This is a genomic window from Barnesiella sp. An22, from assembly GCF_963931395.1.
Taxonomy (GTDB): domain Bacteria; phylum Bacteroidota; class Bacteroidia; order Bacteroidales; family Barnesiellaceae; genus Barnesiella; species Barnesiella merdigallinarum.
This window is the reverse complement of sequence record NZ_OZ007014.1, coordinates 1,797,586-1,822,831: the sequence shown is the minus strand read 5'-3', so window position 1 is coordinate 1,822,831 and position 25,246 is coordinate 1,797,586. Positions and strand designations below refer to the sequence as shown.

General features: G+C 54.9%; 20 protein-coding genes and 1 riboswitch. Of the genes, 13 read left to right on the top strand and 7 right to left on the bottom strand.

Going from position 1 to position 25,246, the window contains the following annotated elements:
- Position 1 precedes the first annotated feature (1 nt).
- A complete protein-coding gene (locus ABGT88_RS07430; protein ID WP_346701281.1) occupies positions 2-1,267 on the bottom strand; it encodes an RtcB family protein in 1,266 nt (421 codons plus the stop codon).
- Positions 1,268-1,273: 6 nt separating this feature from the next.
- Positions 1,274-1,792 carry a hypothetical protein gene (locus ABGT88_RS07425; protein ID WP_346701279.1) on the bottom strand — a complete coding sequence of 173 codons (519 nt, stop codon included), beginning with the start codon at positions 1,790-1,792 and terminating at the stop codon, positions 1,274-1,276.
- A 171-nt stretch (positions 1,793-1,963) separates the two neighbouring features.
- On the opposite strand from ABGT88_RS07425, the gene ABGT88_RS07420 reads away from it, so the two are divergent.
- From ABGT88_RS07420 to ABGT88_RS07400, 5 genes are all read left to right on the top strand, one after another.
- Positions 1,964-2,926: a WYL domain-containing protein gene (locus ABGT88_RS07420; protein WP_346701277.1), complete on the top strand. Its 963-nt coding sequence runs from the start codon at positions 1,964-1,966 to the stop codon at positions 2,924-2,926.
- Positions 2,914-3,462, top strand: coding sequence for a 3'-5' exonuclease (locus ABGT88_RS07415; RefSeq protein ID WP_346701275.1), 549 nt, complete (start codon positions 2,914-2,916; stop codon positions 3,460-3,462). The genes ABGT88_RS07420 and ABGT88_RS07415 overlap by 13 nt, the downstream gene beginning before the upstream one ends.
- A gap of 54 nt (positions 3,463-3,516) precedes the next feature.
- Entirely contained in the window at positions 3,517-4,200 is a 684-nt protein-coding gene (locus ABGT88_RS07410) for a hypothetical protein (protein WP_346701273.1), read from the top strand.
- A gap of 273 nt (positions 4,201-4,473) precedes the next feature.
- Positions 4,474-5,859, top strand: a complete 1,386-nt coding sequence (locus ABGT88_RS07405) for a transposase (protein ID WP_346701271.1) — start codon at positions 4,474-4,476, stop codon at positions 5,857-5,859.
- A gap of 325 nt (positions 5,860-6,184) precedes the next feature.
- Positions 6,185-6,670, top strand: coding sequence for a PaaI family thioesterase (locus tag ABGT88_RS07400; RefSeq protein WP_346701269.1), 486 nt, complete (start codon positions 6,185-6,187; stop codon positions 6,668-6,670).
- Positions 6,671-6,780: 110 nt separating this feature from the next.
- Here the strand turns inward: ABGT88_RS07400 and ABGT88_RS07395 are convergent, their stop codons facing one another.
- The 5 genes from ABGT88_RS07395 to gltB form a co-directional block, all read right to left on the bottom strand.
- Positions 6,781-7,734: a calcium/sodium antiporter gene (locus ABGT88_RS07395; RefSeq protein WP_346702840.1), complete on the bottom strand. Its 954-nt coding sequence runs from the start codon at positions 7,732-7,734 to the stop codon at positions 6,781-6,783.
- A gap of 359 nt (positions 7,735-8,093) precedes the next feature.
- A complete protein-coding gene (locus ABGT88_RS07390) occupies positions 8,094-10,283 on the bottom strand; it encodes a glutamine synthetase III (protein ID WP_087407549.1) in 2,190 nt (729 codons plus the stop codon).
- A gap of 60 nt (positions 10,284-10,343) precedes the next feature.
- Positions 10,344-12,017: an asparagine synthase B gene (asnB, locus tag ABGT88_RS07385; RefSeq protein WP_258327258.1), complete on the bottom strand. Its 1,674-nt coding sequence runs from the start codon at positions 12,015-12,017 to the stop codon at positions 10,344-10,346.
- 37 nt (positions 12,018-12,054) lie between these two features.
- Positions 12,055-13,404, bottom strand: a complete 1,350-nt coding sequence (locus ABGT88_RS07380) for a glutamate synthase subunit beta (protein WP_346701266.1) — start codon at positions 13,402-13,404, stop codon at positions 12,055-12,057.
- A gap of 48 nt (positions 13,405-13,452) precedes the next feature.
- A complete protein-coding gene (gene gltB, locus ABGT88_RS07375; RefSeq protein WP_346701264.1) occupies positions 13,453-17,970 on the bottom strand; it encodes a glutamate synthase large subunit in 4,518 nt (1,505 codons plus the stop codon).
- Positions 17,971-18,205: 235 nt separating this feature from the next.
- Positions 18,206-18,298: riboswitch (TPP riboswitch) on the top strand.
- Between the two features lie 46 nt (positions 18,299-18,344).
- Here gltB and thiD point away from each other — a divergent pair.
- The 8 genes from thiD (at position 18,345) to ABGT88_RS07335 (ending at position 25,075) form a co-directional block, all read left to right on the top strand.
- Positions 18,345-19,202 carry a bifunctional hydroxymethylpyrimidine kinase/phosphomethylpyrimidine kinase gene (gene thiD, locus ABGT88_RS07370; protein ID WP_346701262.1) on the top strand — a complete coding sequence of 286 codons (858 nt, stop codon included), beginning with the start codon at positions 18,345-18,347 and terminating at the stop codon, positions 19,200-19,202.
- A 7-nt stretch (positions 19,203-19,209) separates the two neighbouring features.
- Entirely contained in the window at positions 19,210-19,410 is a 201-nt protein-coding gene (gene thiS / locus ABGT88_RS07365) for a sulfur carrier protein ThiS (RefSeq protein ID WP_087407553.1), read from the top strand.
- Positions 19,411-19,433: 23 nt separating this feature from the next.
- Positions 19,434-20,024: a thiamine phosphate synthase gene (locus ABGT88_RS07360; RefSeq protein WP_298663263.1), complete on the top strand. Its 591-nt coding sequence runs from the start codon at positions 19,434-19,436 to the stop codon at positions 20,022-20,024.
- Positions 20,025-20,028: 4 nt separating this feature from the next.
- Positions 20,029-20,664, top strand: a complete 636-nt coding sequence (locus tag ABGT88_RS07355; RefSeq protein ID WP_298663287.1) for a thiamine phosphate synthase — start codon at positions 20,029-20,031, stop codon at positions 20,662-20,664.
- On the top strand, positions 20,661-21,431 hold the full coding sequence (locus tag ABGT88_RS07350) for a thiazole synthase (RefSeq protein ID WP_087407556.1): 771 nt from the start codon (positions 20,661-20,663) through the stop codon (positions 21,429-21,431). Before ABGT88_RS07355 ends, ABGT88_RS07350 begins: the two co-directional genes overlap by 4 nt.
- Positions 21,432-21,454: 23 nt before the next feature.
- Positions 21,455-23,158, top strand: a complete 1,704-nt coding sequence (gene thiC, locus ABGT88_RS07345) for a phosphomethylpyrimidine synthase ThiC (protein WP_087407557.1) — start codon at positions 21,455-21,457, stop codon at positions 23,156-23,158.
- Positions 23,159-23,276: 118 nt separating this feature from the next.
- Complete coding sequence (gene thiH, locus ABGT88_RS07340) at positions 23,277-24,386, top strand: 2-iminoacetate synthase ThiH (RefSeq protein ID WP_087407558.1); 1,110 nt, start codon at positions 23,277-23,279, stop codon at positions 24,384-24,386.
- On the top strand, positions 24,386-25,075 hold the full coding sequence (locus tag ABGT88_RS07335; RefSeq protein ID WP_346701258.1) for a HesA/MoeB/ThiF family protein: 690 nt from the start codon (positions 24,386-24,388) through the stop codon (positions 25,073-25,075). The genes thiH and ABGT88_RS07335 overlap by 1 nt, the downstream gene beginning before the upstream one ends.
- The last annotated feature ends 171 nt before the right edge of the window (positions 25,076-25,246 follow it).

Sequence of the window (25,246 nt, the reverse complement as noted above, 5' to 3'; positions counted from 1 at the left end):
ATTATTCCGCTGCTTTGAAATTATAGACTGGCTTTATCACATTCACAATGTTTACAGTGTAATGGATATTCCCGATGATTTCATCTTTCGGTTTGTACACCATGGGTGACTCATCCTTGGTTTCTTCCGACAGGCTTTCGCTGTATATGCCAAGCATGGAAGCACGATAATCATCCATAGAGATAGTCTTGAATGCCTGACTCCGGCTCATGATGCGTCCGGCACCATGTGGAGCGGAACAGTTCCACTCCACATTACCCTTACCGATGCAGATAAGTGAACCGTCGCGCATATTTAACGGAATGATACACTTTTGTCCCTCATAAGCGGCTATCGCCCCCTTGCGGATGATGTTGTCATCGCCTATGTAGTTATGTACACTTTCAAACGCCAAATCATAAGGCTTCGCTTCCACATGTCCCTGTAATATAAAATAATCCATGATGAGATTGACAATCAGACCTCGGTTCATCTTTGCCCACTGCTGGCAAAGGCGCATATCATGCAGGTAATCCTCACGATAAACACCTTCCAGATAGGACAAATCTGGCGGTATCGTGGGCTTGCGCATCTTGAACGAATTATGCAGCTGGCGTATGGCATCCTGCAATTCGTCCTTACGCCCTGCCGCTTTATATTCAGCAATCATGCGGTTTTGCTCTTCCATCAGTTCTGCCCAACCCGACTGGCATTTCACGGCCAGCTTCTGATAGATCTGCGCCACCTGCTTGCCTAAATTGCGGCTTCCGGTATGGACCACCAAGTAGGTCATGCCACATTTGTCCTTGTCCAGTTCGATAAAGTGATTTCCACCGCCCAATGAGCCTATGGAGGCGTTCAAGCGTTTAGTCTCTTTCAATTCGCGGTAACAACGCAACTGTTTGATGATGTCCTTGGCTTCACGATATACATCCATGTACTTTTGCGGGAGCGGTGCATAACGGCTATCCCGATAATTGCGGCCGGACGGTATACACCGAAGAATAAACTCGTTGAGGGCATGGTAGTCTATGTCACCCTTGCAGGCGAACGGTTGTACCAAGATGCCACAGCCGATGTCCACGCCCACGATATTCGGAATCACCTTGTCGCCTAAGTCTCCGGTAAAGCCTATGACACAGCCTGCTCCGGCATGTACATCGGGCATGATACGGATTTTACACTTGCTGAACACATCGATGGACAGCAACTCCTTGATTTGCTCACTGGCACTGTCCTCGATGTTGTCCGTGAAGATTCTTACGTTATAGCCTTCTATGGTTTTCATTTTGTTTTATGAAAGGATGCGTATTTTTAATTGTTTCTTTTCGTCTTCAACCAACTTGTCCCATAAGCGGGAACGCTGCAGGACGGATGCCGGAATATAATCCTGGTATTTCTCCAGAAACTCCATACTGTACAATTCATCCCGGCGATAGCAGTCGATGATTTCATTCCAGTCCCAATAGTCAGCAAATTGCTCCAAGAGCGCAGGAGTCAGTTCTACACTGGAATTACCCGACAATTTGGACCAATTCCAATAATCCTTGTATCTTTCCAGATTTTCCGCTGTAAACAAATGTTCGTTGTCGGAACCGGAAAGTTCCTCCCAATCCACTTTGTTCTTAAACTTCTCAATCATGGATACAGTCCAAAGGATATTACTATTGTCGGAAATCTCTTTCCATACCACCTTGTCCTTGTACTTTTCCAGCAGTTGTTCGTTCCAAGCGAACTCACTTGACAGTTCTTTCCATGCAGCCTCTTCCAATACTTTGGCCATAAAATCGTTGTTCCAGTTTTTTGTTGCCATACTACTTGTTATTAAATGGTTTAACACAAATTCTGCTGCAAATTAAGGGTTGTCAAGTGCCAAAATGAGGCATAACTACAAAAAAATAAATTGAAAAGCAGAAAAATAAGGTTGTGCCGCAATTTTTCACAAGTAAACTGCTAACTTTGTAGCAGAACATTAAATAACAGTATGGCAGCAAATCTCTTTGGGCGGTATGTATGGCTGATAGATACCCTGCGCCGATACAAACGCCTGACATTTCAAGAAATCAGCGAGCTTTGGCAGGAAAGCGGACTGGGCTACGGTGAGGAATTACCTTTGCGCACATTCCACAATCATCAGAAAGCCATCAAGGACATCTTCGACGTGTATATTGAGTGTGACCGGAAAGACGGCTATCGGTATTACATAGATGAACCGGAACGACTGGAAGGAAACAACCTGCAAAGTTGGCTGATAAGTTCCTATGCCACCTTGAACCAGATTCAGGCGGACAATAAACTGGAAGACCGGATTATTTTTGAGGATATTCCGTCGGGACAAACATGGCTCACACCCATAGTCGAAGCCATGCGGCGCAATCGTGTGTTGATCATCACACACCAGGGATTCGACAAACCGGAAGCCAGCACGTTTGAGATAGAACCATACTGCCTGAAAGTTGTGAAACGCCGCTGGTATGTGGTGGCACGCAGTCCCTACTATTCAAACCGGAATAAAGAGAAAGGCATCAAGCCTGCCGATGTCTACCGGGTATATGCCCTCGACCGTATCTCAGACATCCAGGACACTGGCAAGGCATTCAAGATGAAGAAGAACTTCGATGTCAACCAATACTTCGAAGGATGCTGTGGGGTAATCACATCGGATGAACCTATACAGCGCATTGTTCTTTTGGCTTACGGTGGTTTTGCTGACTATCTGCGCACCTTGCCCCTGCACGAATCACAACGGGAGATAGAGGGCGATGACGAGTCCACGCTCTTTGAGTACCATCTGAAACCGACATTCGACTTCTATCAGTTGGTTCTTGCCCAAGGCGACCAGGTGGAAGTGCTGGAGCCGGAATCCGTGCGTAACGAAATGCACAACTTTGCCAAAAATATGTTGGACTATTATACTTGGGAGGAGGATAAACCATGCAAGGAGTAAATTTCATTGCTATCGACTTTGAGACAGCTACAGGCAAACGTGCCTCCGTCTGTGAGGCAGGTATCTGCGTGGTGCGGAACGGAAAGATTGTGGAAACCCGTTCGTGGCTCGTCCGCCCGCAAGGAAACAGCTACAGCTATTGGAATATGCAGATTCACGGCATCCGGCCGAATGATACCGTCAATTCACCGGAATTTCCGGAAATATGGGCAGAAATATCCGGATACCTTAAGGACATTCCCGTGCTTGTGGCTCACAATGCCGCTTTCGACATCAACTGCATCCGCCACTCGTTGGAACTATATGGCATAGAGAAACCGGACATCACTTATTATTGTTCTCTCCGTGCGGCACGCAGGCTTTACAACTTCGGCTGCAACAGTCTGGATTATCTCTGCGACCAGTTCAAGATACCTTACGAACAGCACCACCGGGCAGGTGATGATGCGGAGATGTGTGCACGACTGTTCCTGAGAGAATTGGAGGATGCTGGATGCAGATTAGATAAGATGGATTATTGTAGTGGAAGAGTATAGAAATCAATTATTAAAGTTAAATTCATATATGACAATAAATAATAAGCTTCAATTATGCCAATAACAATCATTGCTGTCGGTAACGGTGGATATAATCTTGCCTCCGACATTAAGAATGCCAAGCTTTTCACGGATGCCAAACTTATCGTTTGTGATACAGATAACAAAGAACTTGCCAACAATGCCGCGCAAGCTGATGCAAGTGTTCATCTTGATGAAATACGCAAAGCAAAGTCTGATTTAACAGGCTTTGTGGAAGATGTCATTTCTCAAGTAACCGACGCTATTTTAATTTGTGCAACCTTAGGCGGACAGACAGGGAGTATCTATGCCCCACTGATAGCCCTTGCTGCCATTCTCAAAGGTAAATTTGTGTGTTCAGCCTTTTCTATGCCATTTTACTTTGAGGGAGAGCGCAAAATAAAACAGGCAGAAACAGCAAAGATGCAACTTATAACAGCATCGAACTTTGCTATTCAACAAAACAATGAGATGCTAAAGGAGATTGGCAATACTGATATTGCAAATATGAATACGCCTATTATCGAGGCGATTAAAACTGCGATAAGTAGTTATTCCCTCATAGAACTTGCATCAGCAAACAATAAGGAAATCCAGGAAATTATACCTGAAAACTATAGAAAACAAAAAGAGAAGCCATTGATATGGCTCCGCAGTGACTGCTATCGTGGTATATCTGACAAAGATCGAAAGGAAGTTTTTGACAGTTTTCTATAATTTAAACTAATTGGGATGACAATCATAGAATTAGCTGACAGCCTAACGCAATAAAAAGGAATAGAAATGAATAATGATTTAGTACAAAACATAGTGGATATCTTCGGAAATAAGCAGATATATTATAATAGGGACTGTCGTAAAAAGAATAAAACTTTATAACGAATTGATTGCCAATGTAATATAAAATTTGTATCTTAGCTAAAGATAAAAAGAATACCTCCAATTGCCCTAGAAAAGCCAAATTTGGAGGTATCGCAAAAATTAATCTGCATGGCTAAGGTACAAAATTTCTCTGGAATATCACCCGATCTTCCTTTCACGGAGTTCGATTTTTATGAATTGTATAGGCGGACGTTCGAGACTAGCGAGCTGGGAAAAATCAGGAAGAGGCTGCCGCTTGGTGAGATGGCAGAGAACTTTGGACTGATAAGCAAGAGCATGAGAGCGAAGAAAGGGCGAAAAACATACTTCACCCCGGAGGGCAAGGTTGCGCTGATGTTCCTGAAGATGTACACAGGTCTGAGCAGCCCGAGGTTGATGGAGCATCTTAACGGCAACGTCCACTATCAGCTCTTCTGCGATGTGAGAATAGACCCGATGCATCCTCTGACGAACTACAAACTTCTGGACGACGTGTTTTCGGAGCTGGCCCGCGGGCTGAAGATCCAACAGCAGCAGGAGATACTGACAAGAGCCTGGGAACCGTACATGAAGGACCTGGATACGATGTATACGGATGCGACCTGTTACGAGAGCGAGATGCGCTATCCTACGGATGCGAAGCTTCTGTGGGAAGGAATAGAGAAGTCATATGAGATAATGTGCACTCTGAGTGCCAAGCTGAATGTGCACCGTCCGAGGACGAAGTACGTAGACGTAGAGAAGGCCAACCTGTCGTACAGGAAGCGGCGCAGGCATACGAAAGTCCAGACCAGGAAACTGACCAGACGCCTGCTCAACCTTTTGGGGAAGATACTGAAGGAGACCCGCACACTGGAGAGGGAGAATGCAGGCGCGGAGAAATTGCTGACAGCCAGACAGAAGAGCGATATTGAAATCATCACAAGAGTGTACCGCCAGCAGAAGGCCCACTTCGAGAACAACAATCCTCGCGAGAGTGTCAAGGACAGGATAGTGAGCATCAGCAAGCCGTATGTGAGGCCGATCGTGAGAGGCAAGGAAGTGAAGAGCGTAGAGTTTGGTGCGAAGTGCAACAACATCCAGGTTGACGGACTCTCATTCATCGAGAAGCTGTCATTCAATGCCTTCAACGAGGGAACCAGGCTTACGCACTGCCTGAAGATGCACCGAAAGCTCTTCGGTGTGGAGGCGAAGAAGGTCGGAGGAGATGCAGGCTATGCCGGCAGCGCCAACAGGGGGTACTGCAAGGATAGAGGAATACAGACGTCATTCGTCAAGCGTGGCCGTCCGTCCTTGGAAAAGAAAGAGAACGACATCATCCGCAACGAGCTGGCGAGGGTGAGGGCAACGAGGATGGAAGGCTCGTTCGGAACGCAGAAGGAACACTATGGCCTGAAACGCATCAAGGCAAGGACGAAGTTGACCGAAATCCTGTACATCTTCTTTGGCATCCACACGGCGAATGCAGTACAGCTCGTCCGGCGGGAAGTCAACGAAATTGCCCAGGCTGCCTGATGTTCGAGGTGAGTGAGAAACGGCCCTTTCACTGGAGTATTGGCTCCAGTTGGGTCCAAAAATGAAAAAAGGGGCTCCGAAACGGAGCCGAAAATATAAAAAGATGAGTTCGATCGGAAAAATTACCGGGACAGTCTGCCGATTGACTCATAATGACGGAATTAAACGACTGTCCCTAGTTTAATTTCATTAAGAATATTTGTATCTCTCCACTCTATCTCGCTTTTTCTCTGTTCTTTACTAATTCTCATCGAAAAAAGAGACAATAGCCCGACAAACTATTATCTTTGGTCTCAAATTTTACCGAACAAACAAATTCTCTACAATGAAAAAGATTATAAACCCCTGGATTCGACTCGAAAACGAGGGATACAACTGCTTTGGCTGTGCCCCTCACAATCCCTACGGATTGAGAATGGAGTTTTACGAGGATGGCGACGACATCGTTTCGTTCTGGACTCCGACCGACAACTACCAAGGTTGGCTGCACACGCTGCACGGTGGCATTCAATCGCTACTCATCGACGAGATTGCCGGCTGGCTCGTAGCTCGAAAACTCCAAACCTCGGGCATGACTACCCACCTGGATGTCAAATTCAAAAAGTCTATCCCCACGGGGAGCGATATTACTCTGGAGATACGGGCTCGCCTCATCGAAATCAAACACAACTTTGCCTTTATAGCCGCCCAAATCAGTTGCAACGGCCAGGTTTGTACACAGGGCGAACTGACCTACTTCTGCTTTTCGAAAGAGAAAGCCCAGTCGGAGTTCCACTTTACCCATTGCCCCACGATCGACGAGATTGAATAATCCCCTTTGAAAGCGCACGGCCCCCACGAGTTGAAATTCTCGCGGAGGCCGTGTGTCATATTCTCGATGCAGTCACTCCTCTCCCATTTCCGAGAGAGGTTGAGCAACTCTTACAGCTGATAAATCAAATAACCGGTATAGATCACATAGGCAAGAATCATTACAATACCCTCGGTACGAGTAATCATGCGCTCCTTGTGGTACTTTCCTACGAAGAACATCAATACCGAAGCTCCCAACAGATAGAGCAGGTCGAAGTTGGTGATGCCACCCAGAGGCAGCGGCGAGATAGCGGCACTGGCCCCCAACACAAAAAAGACATTGAACAGGTTGGAACCTATCACATTACCGATGGCAATCTCGGGATTTTTCTTCAAAGCCGCTACCACCGAAGTAGCCAACTCGGGCAACGAGGTACCCATGGCCACCAGCGTCAGACCGATAATCGACTCGCCTACTCCCAGCGAACGGGCTATCTCGCTCGACCCGTCGACAAACAGCCGACCGCCGAATATCAGAGCCGCAAGTCCGCCTATGATGTAAACCACACAACGCCACACGGGCAACGATTTGATTTCGGCCGACTCCTCGTCGCTATGGTTATGGGCAATAGCAAACGTATAGCCCAGGAAAATCAAGAAGAAGCAGAGCATAAGTAACCCGTCGGCCCGGTTGATGACATTCTCGGTGCCGGTACCCAAAAACAGGTCATTGGCACAAATGAGCACGACTACCGACGAAAGTATCGCCAGCGGTATCTCTTTCGTCAGCGTACCCCGGGTAATGCGAATCGGTGCCACTACGGCCGTCACCCCCACAATCATCAGGATATTGAAAATGTTGCTTCCCACCACATTACCAATTGCCAGTTCGGCACTGCCGTTGATGGCCGAAACCACGCTCACCGTCAACTCGGGAGCCGATGTCCCGAAGGCTACAATCGTGAGACCTATCACCAGCGACGATATGTTGAAACGCTTGGCCAAAGCGGCAGCCCCGTCCGTCAAAAAATTGGCCCCCGACAGAATCAAAACCAACCCCACAAGCAGGAGTATCACATGTATTATCATACCTATTCTTTTTTTATGTTTTATATGGGAACAAAGATAGCGAAAGGCGAGAGCAGAGGCAAATGGAAAACGAAGTTTTCAACATTTGACTATGCCAAGCCGCATCTTATCTTATGTAAAGATAGCGAAAGGCGAGAGGAGGTGAGAGGAGAAGCAAACCAAAATGAAATTTCGAGTTTGATTATTCCAAACCGCCTCCTATCTTATATACATAAAGCAGAGAGGCAAAAAGAAAACGAGAGCTTTCCGTGTCCGGCATTACCATTCTCCCCTCTCCCGATACTGAAAAAGGCCGGCCCTCCCCGCAGAAAAGGAGGCTCCGGCCTTCGTCCATCTAACCAAACTTAACTTATTTATCTGATAAAAAGCAGTTCGCGGTATTTAGGCAACGTCCACATCTGATCATCGACAATCAATTCCAGTTTGTCGATATGGTAACGTATCTGTTCCAACATCGGGGCAATCGTGTCGTGGTAGGCTATGGCCTTCTCACGCTCATCGGCAATCTTGTTGGCCACCTTGCGGGCATCGATCATCGAGTCGACATGCTCCTTGATGTAGCTGGTATGCTCGGCAATCTTGCGGATAATAGCCAGATTCTCGGCCGAGAGTTCTCGAGTCTCCTCTTCCGAGAAGAGTCCGCGCATCTTATACACGTTGTCAATCAACTTGGTCTGATACTCGGTAGCAACCGGTACAATGTGGTTCATCACCAGGTCGCCCAATACACGAGCCTCGATCTGAATCTTCTTCGTGTAGGTCTCCCACTTCACTTCGTTACGAGCCTCGAGCTCCTTGCGGGTCATTACTCCGGTCGACTCAAACATCTTGATGCTCGACATCGAGAGGTAGTTGTCGAAGATTAGTGGAACACTCGTCTCGCAATCGAGCCCACGACGTTCGGCCTCGGCCTTCCACTCATCGCTGTAACCGTTGCCGTCGAAGCGGATAGGTTTGCTCAGTTTGATATACTTACGCAACACTTGAATGATAGCCGGAATCTTCTCCTCGCCTTTTCCAATCAGTTCGTCTACCTCGTTTTTGAAGATGACGAGCTGCTCGGCCACGGCGGAGTTCAACGCTATCATAGCGCTGGCACAGTTGGCCTCGGAACCTACGGCACGGAATTCGAAGCGGTTGCCGGTGAAGGCAAAGGGCGACGTACGGTTACGGTCGGTGTTATCGATAAGCAATTCGGGGATTTGCGGAATATCGAGTTTCATACCATGTTTGCCCGAGAGCACTACCAAATCGTCGGCGGAACTCTCTTCCATGTGGTCGAGTACCCGACTCAACTGCGTACCCAGGAACGACGAGATAATGGCGGGCGGTGCCTCGTTCGCACCCAGACGATGGGCGTTGGTGGCACTCATGATCGAGGCCTTCAGCAAACCGTTGTGACGATAAACCGCCATCAGCGTGTTCACCACGAAGGTGATGAAGCGCAGGTTCTCTTCCGGCGTTTTGCCCGGCGACATCAGCAAGATGCCCGTATCGGTACCCAGCGACCAGTTGTTGTGCTTGCCCGAACCGTTGACACCCTTGAAAGGTTTCTCGTGCAGCAGCACTCTGAAGCCGTGCGTGCGGGCTACCTTACGCATGAGCGACATCACCAGCATGTTGTGGTCGACGGCCAGATTGCACTCCTCGAAGATAGGAGCCAGCTCGAACTGGTTGGGGGCTACCTCGTTGTGACGGGTCTTAACCGGGATACCCAGCTCCAGAGCCTGTATCTCGAGATCTTTCATAAAGGCGGCTACCCGCGTAGGAATGGCACCGAAGTAGTGATCCTCGAGCTGCTGGTTTTTCGAAGCCTCGTGTCCCATCAGCGTGCGACCGGTCAAGAGCAAGTCGGGACGGGCAGCATACAGACCCTCGTCGACCAGGAAATACTCCTGTTCCCAACCCAGGTAGGCCATCACCTTCTTCACGTCGGGATTGAAATAGTGACATACGTCGACCGCAGCCTTGTCGACAGCGCGCAACGCTTTGAGCAACGGGGCCTTGTAATCGAGCGATTCGCCCGTATAGGCGATAAATACGGTGGGGATACAGAGGGTATCGTCTACCACAAAGACGGGCGACGAGGGATCCCAGGCACTGTAACCGCGGGCTTCGAACGTGTTGCGGATACCACCGTTGGGGAACGACGAGGCGTCGGGCTCCTGCTGCACGAGCAACTTGCCCGAAAATTCTTCCATCATACCCCCTTTGCCGTCATGTTCGACAAAGGCATCGTGTTTCTCTGCCGTGCCTTCGGTCAAAGGCTGGAACCAGTGGGTATAGTGGGTTGCACCCAGTTCCATCGCCCACTTTTTCATTCCGCGTGCTACCTCGTCGGCCATATCGCGGTCGAGGGTGGCACCGTGGTCTATCACATCGACCAAGCGGTTGTAGGTCGATGTAGGCAGATACTTGAACATCTTCTCCCGATTGAACACATACTTGGCGAAATAGTCGCTCGGGCGTTCGTTGGGTACCGATACCTCTACCGGTTTTGCCTGAAAGGCTTTCTCTACTACTCTAAATCTCAACGTTGACATACTGTCTTAAATTTTATGGTTGGTTATTTATATAGCTTTCGTTTTACGATTCTCCGGTTTTTACTTTTTCCCGTAGGCCTCTTCGTGCACACCGGTCACGGCCCGGCCGCTCGGCTCGTTCATGTGGGCAAACGAGGCATCCCAGGCCAGGGCTTCGGCCGTAGAGCAGGCTACGCTGGGTACACTGGGCACACTGCGGGCTGCACTTTCGCTGGGGAAATACTCCTCGAAAATCGAGCGGTAGTAATACTCCTCCTTGTTTTGCGGCGGATTGATGGGGAAACGCTCGGCGGCGTGCTGCATCTGCTCGTCGCTCACGGCTTGTGCGGTGACGGCCTTCAGGGTATCGATCCAACTGTACCCCACCCCGTCGCTGAACTGCTCCTTCTGTCGCCAGGCCACCGTGTCGGGCAGCATGTCGGCAAAGGCTTCGCGCACGATGCGCTTCTCGATGGTCTTGCCGGGGCACATCTTGGCCTGCGGATTGAGCCGCATGGCCACGTCGAGGAACTCCTTGTCGAGGAACGGTACACGTCCCTCCACCCCCCAGGCCGAGAGGGCCTTGTTGGCCCGCAGGCAGTCATAGAGGTAGAGCTTCGACAGTTTGCGCACCGTCTCCTCGTGGAATGCCCGCGCATCGGGTGCCTTGTGGAAGTAGAGGTAACCGCCGAATACCTCGTCGGCCCCCTCGCCGCTCAGCACCATCTTGATACCCATGCTCTTGATGACCCGAGCCAGCAGATACATGGGCGTAGAGGCGCGCACGGTAGTGACGTCGTAGGTCTCGATGTAATAGATGACGTCGCGCACGGCGTCGAGCCCCTCCTGTATGGTGTAGTTTATCTCGTGATGTACGGTGCCTATATAGTCGGCCACCTCGCGAGCCTTGGCCAGGTCGGGAGCTCCGCGCAACCCGATGGCAAAGGAGTGGAGCTGGGGCCACCAGGCTTCCTTCTGTCCGTCGGTTTCGACCCGTCGGGCAGCGAATCGCTTGGCTATGGCCGAGATTACCGAACTGTCGAGCCCGCCCGAGAGCAGCACCCCGTAGGGCACGTCGCTCATCAGTTGCCGACGCACGGCCTCCTCGAGCGCTTCGCGCAACTCGAATATCGAGGCGGGATTATCCTTGACGGCATCGTAGCGGGTCCATTCGCGTTTGTACCAACGGACCATCTTCCCCTCGCGGCTCGAATAGTAGTGGCCGGGCAGGAAGGGTTCGTAGCGCTCGCAGAAACCCTCGAGCGCCTTCAGTTCGCTGGCACAATAGAGGGTGCCGTCGCTGTCGTATCCGATATACAACGGAATGACACCTATGGGGTCGCGGGCGATGAGAAACTCGTCGCGCTCTTCGTCGTAGAGGGCAAAGGCAAAAATGCCGTTCAACTCCTCCAGAAAGTCGATACCCTTGTCGCGGTAGAGTGCCAGTATCACCTCGCAGTCGCTACCCGTCTGAAACTCGTATTGACCCGCATACCGTTGCCGGATTTCGCGGTGGTTGTAAATCTCGCCATTGACGGCAAGCACCTGCTTGCGGTCGGGCGAGTAGAGGGGCTGGCCTCCGCTCTGAGGGTCGACAATCGAGAGTCGCTCGTGGGCCAGGATGGCCGAGCTTCCGCAATAGATGCCGCTCCAGTCGGGGCCCCGGTGACGAATCTTCTTGGCCATGGCCAAGGCTTTCTTACGCCACTCGGGCGATTGGCTCTTAATATTGAATATGGCTGCTATTCCACACATGACAAGCGTTGTTTTATGCTGTTCTATACTCCTGTTTCTATCGTTGGCCGGTAGTGCAATACCGGTCTATCTCCTGCGCGGCACGATGTCCCGAGGCGATACATTTGACCACCAGACTGGCACCCGAGGCGGCATCGCCGGCCACGAATACATTCTCCGGCAGGTCGGGCAACTGAGGCTTGAGGAATCCCATCGCCAGCAACACCAGGTCGGCCTTCAAAATCTCTTTCCGTCCCGTAGGCCGCATCTGCGGGCGACCGCCGTCGGGAGCCGGCAACCAGTCGACCTCCTCGACCTCGACGCCGCACACCCGCCCGTTCTCACCGATAAAGCGGGTGGACGAGAGGCTCCAGCGACGTACGCATCCCTCCTCGTGGCTGCTGCTGGTCTTCAGCACAACAGGCCACTGGGGCCAAGGTGTCGCGGGATTGTATCCTACGGGCGGCTTCGGCATGATTTCTATCTGGGTCACGCTGGCCGCACCCTGCCGGTTGCTCGTGCCTATGCAGTCGCTGCCCGTATCGCCGCCACCGATTACCAGCACATCCTTGCCGCGTGCCGTGATGCGCTCTTCGTCGCTGAAGGTCTGGCCTGCCAACACCCGGTTTTGCTGAGCCAGCATCTCCATGGCAAAATGGATGCCGGCCAAATCGCGCCCCGGAATATTGAGGTCGCGGGCCTGGGGCGTACCCGTGCAGAGACAGTAGACGTCGAAACCCTCGGGCAGATGGTCGAGCTCGACGGCATGGTTCACCTCGAAGGTGATGCCCTCGGCCTCCATCACCCGCACCCGACGGTCGATGATGGGCTTGTGCAGTTTGAAGTTGGGAATACCGAAACGCAACAGACCGCCCACATACTCCAGCTTCTCGAATACGGTCACGTCGTAGCCCAGCCGGTTGAGCCGATTGGCCACCGAGAGCCCGGCCGGGCCCGACCCGATGACAGCCACACGCCTGCCGTTACGCTTGTAGTGGTGAGGCTTGACGAGCCCCTCGCGGAAGGCGGCCTCGATGATGGCGGCCTCGTTTTCGCGAATGGTCACCGGCGCCTCCATGCTCAGGTTGAGCACACAGCTCTTCTCGCACAGCGCCGGACAGATGCGCCCCGTAAACTCGGGGAAATCGTTGGTCTGGGTGAGCAGCCGGTAGGCCTCGTCCCATCGGCCCCGATAGAGGGCATCTTGAAATTCGGGCGGGCGGTTGCCCAGCGGGCAGGCCCAGTGGCAGAAAGGCACCCCGCAATCCATGCAACGCGAAGCCTGCAGCTTGCGTTCGCTGGTGTTGAGGGTCTGCTCCACCTCGCCGTAGTCCGAAATACGGTCGTGTACGGGGCGGTATCCGGCCTCCTGCCGGGGTATGGTTAAGAATGCTTTCGGGTTTCCCATAATGCTTTATATCTTGCTATATCTAATCGTTCGTTTTTTTCGATAGGGTTAATAATCTCTCTGTACTTCGGCAATCTTCTCCTGGAGCTTGCGCATCTGCTCTTCGGCCAGAACCTTCTTGAACTCGATGGGGGTTACCTGGATAAACTCGTCGACATAGCGGTTCCAGTTGTCGAGCATCGTGCGGGCCAGCGACGAGCTGGTGTAGAAGTAGTGCTGGCGGATGAGCTCGTGCAGCTCCTTGCGGGCAGCCGCGTCTTCCAGCAGCGAGAGCTCGACCATATCCATGTTGCAGAAGTAATCGAACTTGCGGTTCTTGTCCCACACGTAGGCCACGCCGCCGCTCATACCGGCAGCGAAGTTGCGGCCCGTCTCGCCCAGAACGACTACCCGACCGCCGGTCATGTACTCGCAGCAGTGGTCGCCCACCCCTTCGACTACGGCAATGGCACCCGAGTTGCGCACGGCAAAACGCTCACCGGCCCGGCCGTTGATGTAGACCTCGCCCGAGGTGGCTCCATAGAGCAGCGTGTTGCCGGCTATCGTATTGTCTTCGGCGGCAAAGGTGCTGCGCACCGGCGGGTGTACCGCAATGCGGCCGCCGCTCAACCCCTTGCCCAGATAGTCGTTGGCCTCGCCCTCGAGCCGGAAGTTGATACCCCGGGTGAGGAAGGCTCCGAAACTCTGTCCGGCCGAACCTCTGAACTTGACCTGAATCGTATCGTCGGGCAAACCGGCCTCGCCATACCGCGAGGCAATGGCCCCCGAGAGCATGGCACCTACCGAACGGTCGGTATTGCCGATGGTATATTCGAGCGAAACCTCGCGTCGGTTCTCGATGGCTTCGCGAGCGGCTGCAATCATGGTTACGTCGAGCACCCCGTCGATGTCGTGCTGTTGGGGCATGACCCGATGCAGGGCCGTACCGTTGTCGACCCGGTGCAACATGCGGCTGAAGTCGAGCAGCGAGGATTTGCTTCCCGGTTCGGCGGGAGCTATCTCAATCAGGTCGGTGCGACCCACGATGTCGTTCAACCGGGTGAAGCCCATCTCGGCCAGATACTCGCGCACCTCTTGGGCCAGGAACTGGAAGTAGTTGACCACGTACTGGTAGTGACCTCTGAAACGCTCGCGCAACTTGGGGTCTTGCGTGGCCACGCCCACCGGACAGGTATTGGCATGGCACTTGCGCATCATCACGCAACCCAGCACAATGAGGGCGGCGGTACCAAAGGCAAACTCTTCGGCCCCGAGCAACGCCATGCTGATGATGTCGCGCCCGGTTTTGAGCTGCCCGTCGGTCTGCAGGCGCACCTTGCCGCGAAGGCCGTTCAGCACCAGCGTCTGCTGCGTGTCGCTCAACCCGATTTCGGGCGGGATACCGGCGTAGCGCATCGACGAGGCGGGCGAAGCACCCGTGCCTCCCTCGGCTCCCGAGATGACAATCAGGTCGGCCTTGGCCTTGGCCACACCGGCAGCGATGGTGCCCACCCCGCTCTCGGCCACCAGCTTGACGCTGATTTGGGCCCGGGGATTGACATTCTTCAGGTCGAAGATGAGTTGGGCCAAATCTTCGATGGAGTAAATATCGTGATGGGGCGGCGGCGAAATGAGCGAAATGCCCGGTATCGAATGGCGGGTGCGGGCAATCACTTCGTCGACCTTGAAGCCCGGCAACTGTCCACCCTCGCCCGGCTTGGCGCCCTGTGCCACCTTGATCTGTATCTCTTCGGCATTGACCAGATATTCGGTAGTGACCCCGAAACGACCCGAAGCCACCTGCTTGGTCTTGCTGCAGAGCGAAATGCCGTCGTAGGTCTCGTGGAAGCGGACCGAATCTTCGCCACCCTCGCCCGTGTTGCTGCGGGTTCCCAGTTTGTTCATGGCCAAGGCAAGCGCCTCGTGGGCCTCCTTGCTGATGGCTCCGAACGAGATGGCCCCCGTCACGAAATGTTTTACGATCGACTCGACCGGCTCTACCTGGTCGATGGAAATCGGGTTGCGTTTGAAGCGGAAGAAGTCGCGCAGGAAGATGGGGCTCTCCTTGTGGTCTACCGCCTGGGTAAACTGTTTGAATTTATCGTAACTGCCCAACCGGGTAGCCAGTTGCAGCAGACTGATGGTCTCGGGATTCCAGGCATGTTTCTCGCCATCCTTGCGATAGGAGAACTGCCCGATGTAGGGCAAGGGCTCGTCCTCGTCGTCGAGCCGATAGCCGGCATCGTGGAATGCCTCGTAGTCACGGGCAATCTCATCGAGACGGATACCGCCCACCGACGAACAACGGGTACCGAACCAGCGGTTCAGCAGCTCTTCGCTCAACCCCACGGCCTCGAAAATCTTGGCACCGCGGTACGAACGTATGGTGCTGATACCCATCTTGCTCATGATTTTGTAGAGCCCCTTGCACACGGCCTTGATGTAGTTCTTCTCGGCCGTCTCGTAGTTCATCTGCACGTCGCCACGCTTTACCAGATCGTCGAGCACGGCAAAGACCATGTAGGGATTGATGGCGCTGGCACCGTAGCCCAGCAACAGGGCGGCGTGCATCACCTCGCGTATCTCGCCGCTCTCGACCACCAGAGCCGTCTGCACGCGCTTCTGCACCGAAATGAGGTGATGGTGCACGGCACTCACGGCCAGCAGGGCCGGTATGGCGGCGTGGTCGGCATCGATGTCGCGGTCGGTGAGGACGATGTAGTTTACCCCCTCGTCGACCGACTCCTCGGCCTTGCGGCAGAGGGCAACGAGCGCCTCTTCCAGTCCGGTTTTTCCCCGCCCGGCCTCGAAGAGCATGGGCAGTTTCACCGTCTTGAATCCCTTATAGCGGATGTTGCAGAGAATATCCAGTTGGGTGTTGTTGAGGATGGGATGCGGCAACCGCACCATCTTGCAGTGGCTCTCGTCGGGCAACAGAATGTTGTTGCCCACAGCGCCGATATACTCGGTGAGCGACATGACCAGCTCCTCGCGAATGGGGTCGATGGGCGGGTTGGTCACCTGGGCAAACTGCTGTCTGAAATAGTTGAAAAGCGATTGCGGACGTTCGGAGAGAACGGCCAGCGGCGTATCGTTACCCATCGAGGCGGTAGGCTCCGACCCGGTGGTACACATGGGCGTGATGGTGCGCTCCACATCCTCGCGGGTGAAGCCGAAGGCGCGCAACTTGCGCTCGTAATCGTCGACGGTATTCACCACCTTGCGGCCGCTCTTGAGCGTGTCGAGCTCGATGCGGTTCTCGGCCAGCCACTGACGGTAAGGCCGGGCCGAGGCGAGTTGCTGCTTCAGCTCCTCGTCGTAATAGATGCGACCCTCCTGCGTATCGACCAGCAGAATTTTACCGGGTTGCAGGCGGCCCTTCTCGCGGATGGTCTCGGGGGCAAAACTGATGACTCCCGCCTCACTGGCCACCACCATCATGTCGTTACGGGTAATCAGATAGCGGGCCGGGCGCAGACCGTTACGGTCGAGCATTCCGCCGGCATAGCGGCCGTCGCTGAAGAGCAGGGCGGCCGGGCCGTCCCACGGCTCCATCAAAATCGAATGGTATTCGTAGAAGGCCTTCAGGTCTTCGCTGATGGGGTTCTTGTCGTTGAACGACTCGGGCACGAGCATGGCCATGGCGTGCGGCAGGCTCAACCCCGACTGCACGAAAAACTCGAGCACGTTGTCGAGCGACGCACTGTCGCTCATGTCGGGTTGCAGAATGGGACGGATGTCCTTTACCGGTCCCAACAACGGTGTGGAGAGCACACTCTCGCGGGCCTCCATCCAACCCCGGTTGCCACGGATGGTATTGATTTCGCCGTTGTGCGCCAACAGCCGGAAGGGCTGGGCCAACCCCCAAGTGGGGAAGGTGTTGGTGCTGAAGCGGGAGTGGACAATGGCCAGACCGCTGGTGAAATAGGGCTGCGTGAGGTCGCAGAAGTATTCGCGCACCTGCACCGACGACAGCATGCCTTTATAGATGATGGTCTTGCTCGAAAGCGAGACGATGTAAAAATCCTTGTGCGAAACCCGACGCTCTATCTTTTTACGAATGAGGTAGAGCTTGCGCTCCAGGTCGTCGGCCTCGCCGGTGATAAAAATCTGCTTGATGTCGGGCTCGGTCTCGGCGGCGCTCTTTCCCAGAATCGACGAATTGACCGGCACCGAACGCACGTGCATGAGCGAGAGCTTCTCGCGCTCGATCTCCTCGGCCATGATGTCGAGTATCTCGGTCTGATCCTTCAGGCTCTTGGGCAGAAACACCAGCCCCGTGCCATATTTGCCCTTCTCGGGGACCGGGATACCTTGCAACAAAATGAACTCGTGCGGAATCTGCAACAGGATACCGGCACCGTCGCCGGTCTTGTTGTCGGCGCCCTCGGCTCCCCGGTGCTTCATGTTCTCGAGCACCTTCAGGGCCGAATCGACCAACTCGTGCGACTTGTTGCCGTGGATGTTGACAATCATACCTACTCCGCACGCATCGTGTTCGTTGGCCGGGTCATACAGACCGGCCAATCCCCTCTGCGCTGCTTTCTCCTTTATCTCTTTACCTTTGACAAATGTAGTACCCTTCATCGGTTTACAGTTTCTTTTTATTTCGTCGTTCAAAATAAGCATTTCAATTTGCTTGCAAAAATAAATAACAGCTTTCAAAAATACAAACATATTGTAGATTTATTTACAAAATAATCTCTTTACAGTAAAACCTCTTACTTTTTACTACACTATATAATAGCAAGATATAGAGCTCTTAATTTTTATTAAAACCCTGGGGTATATCCCTCGGGAAAAAAATAATAGCTAACTTTGTGGTGTAACAAAGGGGTGCCTAAAAGCGGCTGAGATCATACCCTATGAACCTGATACGGATAATGCCGGCGCAGGAATTGTTCATAGTCCTATCTGTTTCGATACGGTTTTAAGCTACCCCCGAAGATAAAGCGAACCGTATGAAGACTTATCCCGTCGTATTGACCATAGCCGGCTCGGACAGCAGCGGAGGAGCCGGGATACAAGCCGACCTGAAGACCATGTCGGCCATCGGTGTGTTCGGCACCTCGGCCATCACCGCCATCACGGCGCAAAACACCTGCGAAGTGCGGGCCATCCAGGGCATCGACCCGTCCATCGTGCGCCAGCAAATCGAGGCGGTGCTCGACGACCTGCCCTGCCGCACGGTGAAGTTGGGCATGCTCTACGCCCGTCCCACCATCGAAGCCATTGCCGACTGTCTGGCGCACTATCCCCTCGACCACATCGTGCTCGACCCGGTAATGGTATCGACCTCGGGCTGCCGGCTCATCGAAGAGGAGGCCATCGAGGCGGTCAAATCGCTGCTGTTGCCCCGGGCTACGCTCGTCACCCCCAACATACCCGAGACCGAAATCCTGAGTGGTCTGCCCGTCACCAACGAGCGGGATATGGAGCTGGCGGCCCAACGGCTCTTCCGCATCGGATGCCGGGCCGTACTCATCAAGGGAGGGCATCTGGAGGGGGCCGAGTCGTACGACCTGCTCTTCACCCCGCATGCCGACCCGGTGCGCTACACCTCGCCGCGGGTTGCCACGCGCAACACCCACGGCACGGGCTGCACCTTCTCGTCGGCCATTGCCTCGTACCTGGCCCTGGGCCGCACGCTGCCCGACGCCGTTGCCGCCGCCAAGCACTACCTGACCCAGGCTCTGCGGGCCGGGGCCGACGTGACAATAGGCCACGGCCACGGTGCCGTAAACCATCTGTTCGCCCCCTGTGTTTTAACCGCACGGGACAACGAAGCACTGAACGAAAAAGAGAAACCCACTCATTGATACAACAATGAAAGTATATATCAACCAAAACGAAACCGAGGTACCCGAGGGCATCACCGTAAAAGAGTGGCTCGACCGGCAGCAGATTGCCGCCGAGGGTACCGCCATTGCCATCGACAACAAACTGGTACCCAAGAGCGAATGGAGCAACCGCACACTGGCCGACGGCGACAAGATTACCCTCATTCGCGCCACCTTCGGCGGATAACCGGCAAAACCGAACGTAACGCGATGAAATACATAGGTATCACACCCGAAGGTTTCCTGCCCGGCGAGGAGTGCTTGATAGCCGCGCTGCTCGACCACGGTCTGGACCGTCTGCACCTGCGCAAACCCGGGGCCTCGCGCCACGAGGTGGAGCAACTGTTGCGCACGATTCCCGACCGCTGCTACAGCCGCATCGTACTGCACGACCACTTCGAGCTGGCCGCAACGTACAGGCTGGCCGGGGTACACCTCAACCGTCGCAACCCCGAGCCACCCGCACCGGCTGACGGCTACACCCCCGCCCTATCGCGCTCGTGCCACTCGATTGCCGAGCTGGCCCACGGCGAAGGGTATGCCTATCAGTTCCTGAGCCCTCTCTTCGACAGCATCTCGAAGCAGGGATATACCGCGGGCTTCACCCCCGACGAGCTGACGGAGGCCGCCAGCCAAGGCATCATCGGCGAGCGGGTAATCGCCCTGGGCGGTATCACTCCCGAACGGATGGCTGCCGTGCGGGCCTGGCACTTCGGCGGAGTAGCCCTGCTGGGCTACTTGTGGCAGGACCCCACCCCCGAGGGAGTGGTGGCCCGACTGAAACGAATACGAACTGTTTAACACCATAGTCATGTTACAATTCATTACACACCAAACCCTGCGCTTCGGCATTGTCGAAGGCGCTGTCGCCGCCCTGAACGGAGGCTGCAAATGGATACAGCTGCGCATGAAAGAGGCTCCCCTCGAAGAGGTCGAGAAGACGGCCCGGCAACTGATTCCGCTCTGCAAGGAGCACGAGGCGATACTCGTTCTCGACGACTATCCTCAACTGGCGGCCGACCTCGACGTAGACGGCGTGCACCTGGGCAAACTCGATATGCCCGTATCGGAGGCCCGCCTGCTCATCGGCGAAAAGTACATCATCGGCGGTACGGCCAACACCTTCGACGACATCCAGAACCTCGTACGTCAGGATGCCGACTATGTGGGTCTCGGCCCCTTCCGCTACACCGAGACCAAAAAGAACCTGAGTCCCATACTCGGGCTCGAGGGCTATGCCCGCATCATGCAGCAGTGCCGCGACAACGGGCTGAAGATTCCCGTGGTGGCCATCGGCGGCATCACGGCCAACGACATTCCGGCCATTATGGAAACGGGTGTGGCCGGCATCGCCCTGTCGGGCACCATCCTGCAGGCCGAAGACCCCGAGGCCGAAACCCGAAAGATTATAGATTTACTCAACCAATATCGTAAAGCATGAAAAAATTAGTGATTGGAGGACGGGAATTCTCCTCCCGACTGTTTGTCGGAACCGGCAAATTCAGCTCGAACGAATTGATGGAAAAAGCCATCGAGGCTTCGGAATCCGAAATGATTACCGTTGCCATGAAACGTCTCAACATGACCCACGAAGCTACCGACGATATGCTCGCACACATCGACCGCACCAAGGTGCAGTTCCTGCCCAATACCTCGGGCGTGCGGAATGCCGAGGAGGCCGTGCTTGCCGCCCAGCTCTCCCGCGACTGCTTCGGGACCGACTTCATCAAACTCGAAATCCACCCCGACCCCAAATACCTCCTGCCCGACCCGGTAGAGACCCTGAAGGCTACCGAACAGCTGGCCAAGATGGGTTTCGTGGTGCTGCCCTACATTCAGGCCGACCCCGTGCTGTGCAAACGCCTCGAAGAGGCCGGTGCCGCTACGGTGATGCCGCTGGGGGCTCCCATCGGTACGAACAAGGGATTGCGCACGCGTGACTTCCTGCAGATCATTATCGAAGAGAGCAACGTGCCCGTCATCGTCGATGCCGGTATCGGGGCTCCGTCGCATGCTGCCGAAGCCATGGAGCTGGGTGCCGACGCCGTACTGGTGAACACCGCCATTGCCGTGGCCGGTAATCCCGTAGAGATGGCCATCGCCTTCAAAGAGGCTGTTCGAGCCGGCCGCCGTGCCTACGAAGCCGGACTGGGTGCCCAATACCACTTTGCCCAGGCCAGCAGCCCGTTGACTTCATTCCTGGACTAACCGCTTCGAAACTTCACACATTTATGGATACACAAAAAATCATCAAAGACTCCTACCCCGGTTCCGAGAAGGTATATGTACCGGGTAAACTCTTTCCCATTCAAGTGGGCATGCGCAAGATCAACCTGACCGACACCGTGACCATCGAGAACGGGAAACGGGTACATACCCCCAACCCGCCGGTCTATGTGTATGACACCAGCGGTCCCTATACCGACCCAGCCGTAGAGGTAGACATCAACCGGGGTATCCCCCGCCTGCGCGAGTCGTGGATTCTCGACCGCGGCGATGTGGAACGGCTCGACGACATCACCTCGCAATACGGGCGTGCCCGCCGCGACGACCCGTCGCTCGACCCGATACGGTTCAAAAACACACCGCTCCCCTACCGGGCCAAACCGGGACATGCCATCACGCAGATGTACTATGCCCGCCAGGGTATCGTCACCGCCGAGATGGAGTATGTGGCCATACGCGAGAATATAATGAACGAGCAATTGGGCATCAAGAGCCACATCACCCCCGAGTTTGTGCGCGACGAGGTGGCTGCCGGCCGTGCCATCATCCCGGCCAACATCAACCACCCCGAGGCCGAGCCGATGATTATCGGCCGCAACTTCCTGGTGAAACTCAATACCAACATCGGCAACTCGGCCCTCTCGTCGGGTATCGAAGAGGAGGTGGACAAGGCCGTATGGAGTTGCCACTGGGGCGGCGATACGCTCATGGACCTCTCGACGGGCGACCACATACACGAGACGCGCGAATGGATTATCCGCAACTGCCCCGTGCCCATGGGTACCGTGCCCATCTACCAAGCCCTCGAGAAGGTAAACGGCAAGGTCGAAGACCTCACCTGGGAGATTTACCGCGATACGCTCATCGAGCAGTGCGAGCAGGGTGTGGACTACTTCACCATTCACGCCGGAGTGCTCAAGGCACACGCCGACCTGGTAGGCGAACGGCTTACGGGTATCGTGTCGCGCGGCGGTTCGATTATGACCAAGTGGTGCGTTATCCACAACCAGGAGAGTTTCCTCTACACCCACTTCGACGAAATCTGCGAGATACTCAAGCAGTACGACGTGGCCATCTCGCTGGGCGACGGCATGCGGCCCGGCTCGATACACGACGCCAACGACCGCTCGCAGTTCCTCGAACTCGACGTGCTGGGCGAACTCACCGAGAAGGCCTGGGCACACGACGTGCAGGTGATTATCGAAGGCCCCGGCCATATTCCCATGCAGAAAATCAAGGAGAACATGGACCGCCAGTTGAGCAGTTGCCACGGAGCCCCCTTCTACACGCTGGGCCCGTTGACTACCGACATCGCCCCGGGTTACGACCACATCACCTCGGCCATCGGTGCCGCACAGATTGCCTGGCTGGGCACGGCCATGATTTGCTACGTCACCCCCAAGGAGCACCTGGGACTGCCCGATCGCGAGGATGTGCGCAACGGTGTCATCGCCTACAAGATTGCGGCCCACGCCGCCGACCTGGCCAAGGGATTCCCCGGCGCCCAGGTGCGCGACGATGCCATGAGCAAGGCCCGCTACGAGTTCCGCTGGAAAGACCAGTTCAACCTGGCCCTCGACCCCGACCGGGCTCTCGAGTATTACAAGCAGGGCTCGTTCCACGACGGCAACTACTGCACCATGTGCGGCCCCAACTTCTGCGCCATGCGGCTGTCGCAAGACATCACCAACTGCATCGAGAAGGAGTAACCCGCCCGGTGTACCCGCTAGTGCCGGTGGCGCAGCGCCATCGGCCTCGCCACAAGAGAGAGAGAATAGAAAAGAAATCGACCAACTACCAACGATTGAATAAAGAAAAAGAAGAAAGATGTTTTCCGAAGAATTAGAAAAATATTCCTGGGACGACATAACCGCCTGCATCAACTCGAAACAGAGCCGCGACGTGGAGATTGCCTTGGGCAAGGAGCACTTGACCATCGACGACTTCATGGCCCTCGTTTCGCCGGCCGCAGCTCCCTATCTGGAGCCCATGGCCGCCCTGAGCCGGCGCTATACCCAGGAGCGTTTCGGTAAAACGATACAGATGTATGTACCGCTTTATATCACCAACTCGTGCAACAACTTTTGCGTCTATTGCGGGTTCAACCACAACAACCCCATCTCTCGCATCATCCTCACCGAAGAGGAGATCGAGAACGAATGCCGCGCCATACGCAAGCTGGGCCCCTTTGAGAACCTGCTCATCGTCACCGGCGAGAATCCGCGCGATGCCGGTGTAGACTATCTGGAGCGGGCTCTGCATGTAGCCCGCCCCTACTTTGCCAACCTCTCGATCGAGGTGATGCCGCTCAAGAGCGAAGATTACTACCGGCTCACCAAGTCGGGTCTCAACGGTGTGGTTTGCTTCCAGGAGACCTACCACAAGGATCGCTACAAGACCTATCACCCCAAGGGGATGAAATCGATTTTCGAATGGCGTGTCAACGGCTTCGACCGCATGGGTCAGGCCGGCGTGCACAAGATAGGCATGGGCGTGCTCATCGGGCTGGAGCCCTGGCGCACCGATGTGACCATGATGGCCATTCACCTGCAATACCTGCGCAAGCACTACTGGCAGACGAAATACAGCGTCAACTTCCCCCGCATGCGGCCGTCGGAGGGGCACTTCCAACCCAACGTGGTGATGAGCGACCGGGAGCTGGCCCAGCTGATTTTTGCCTTCCGTATCTTCGACCACGACGTGGATATTTCGGTATCGACCCGCGAGAACCCCAACTTCCGCAACCACATTGCCACGCTGGGAGCCACCTCGATGAGTGCCGGCTCGAAGACCGACCCGGGAGGCTACGCCACCTATCCGCAGGCACTGGAGCAATTTGCCGTGAGCGACGAACGCACCCCGGCCGAGGTAGAGCAGGCCATCAAGGCCATGGGCTACGAGGTAGTATGGAAAGACTGGGATAAAATCTTCGATTGATGAACGAGCGATACAGCAGACAGACGATGCTCCCCGAAATAGGCGAAGCGGGCCAGGAGCGGCTGCGCCAGGCGCGAGTGCTGATTGTGGGGGTGGGCGGCCTGGGTTCGCCCGTCGCCCTCTACCTGACGGCGGCCGGCGTGGGCTGCCTGGGGCTGGTCGACGACGATGTGGTGTCGGTGAGCAACCTGCAACGGCAGGTGCTCTATACCGAAGCCGAGGTGGGAGCCCCCAAGGTGGAGTGTGCCCACCGGCGGCTGTCGGAGCTGAACAGCACGACCCGCATCGAGACCTACCCCACGCGGTTTACCCCCGAAAATGCCGCCGAACTCGTGGCCAACTACGACCTGGTGGTCGACGGCTGCGACAACGCGGCCACCCGCTACCTCATCGACGAGGAGTGCGCCCGCCAAGGCAAGCCCTACGTCTACGGCTCCATCGCCGCCTTCGAGGGACAGGTGTCGGTATTCAACTACCGGGGAGGCCCCCGGTACAGCGATCTCTACCCGCACCCGGCCGTGATGCCCGCGCCGCAACCGGGCGGCGTGATCGGGTCTATTCCCGGCCTCATCGGTTGCCTGCAAGCCTCCGAAGCCATCAAGATAATCGCCGGGTGCGGCGAGGTGTTGAGCGGCAAACTCTACTGGACCAACCTGCTCACCCTGCAGCACCAGATTATCGAACTATGAGTTCTTCGGCTCATAGTCTGTTGTATGGCTCAAAAGAGGTTTTCCAAAACCAATAGAGCGTTGACATAGAAACAAAAACGACAGCCTCGGCGATTTTCTGCCGAGGCTGTCGTTTATAAGTCAATTCGATATTCGATCTTCATCGTTGCTTACCACCAAAATTAAAAAGCC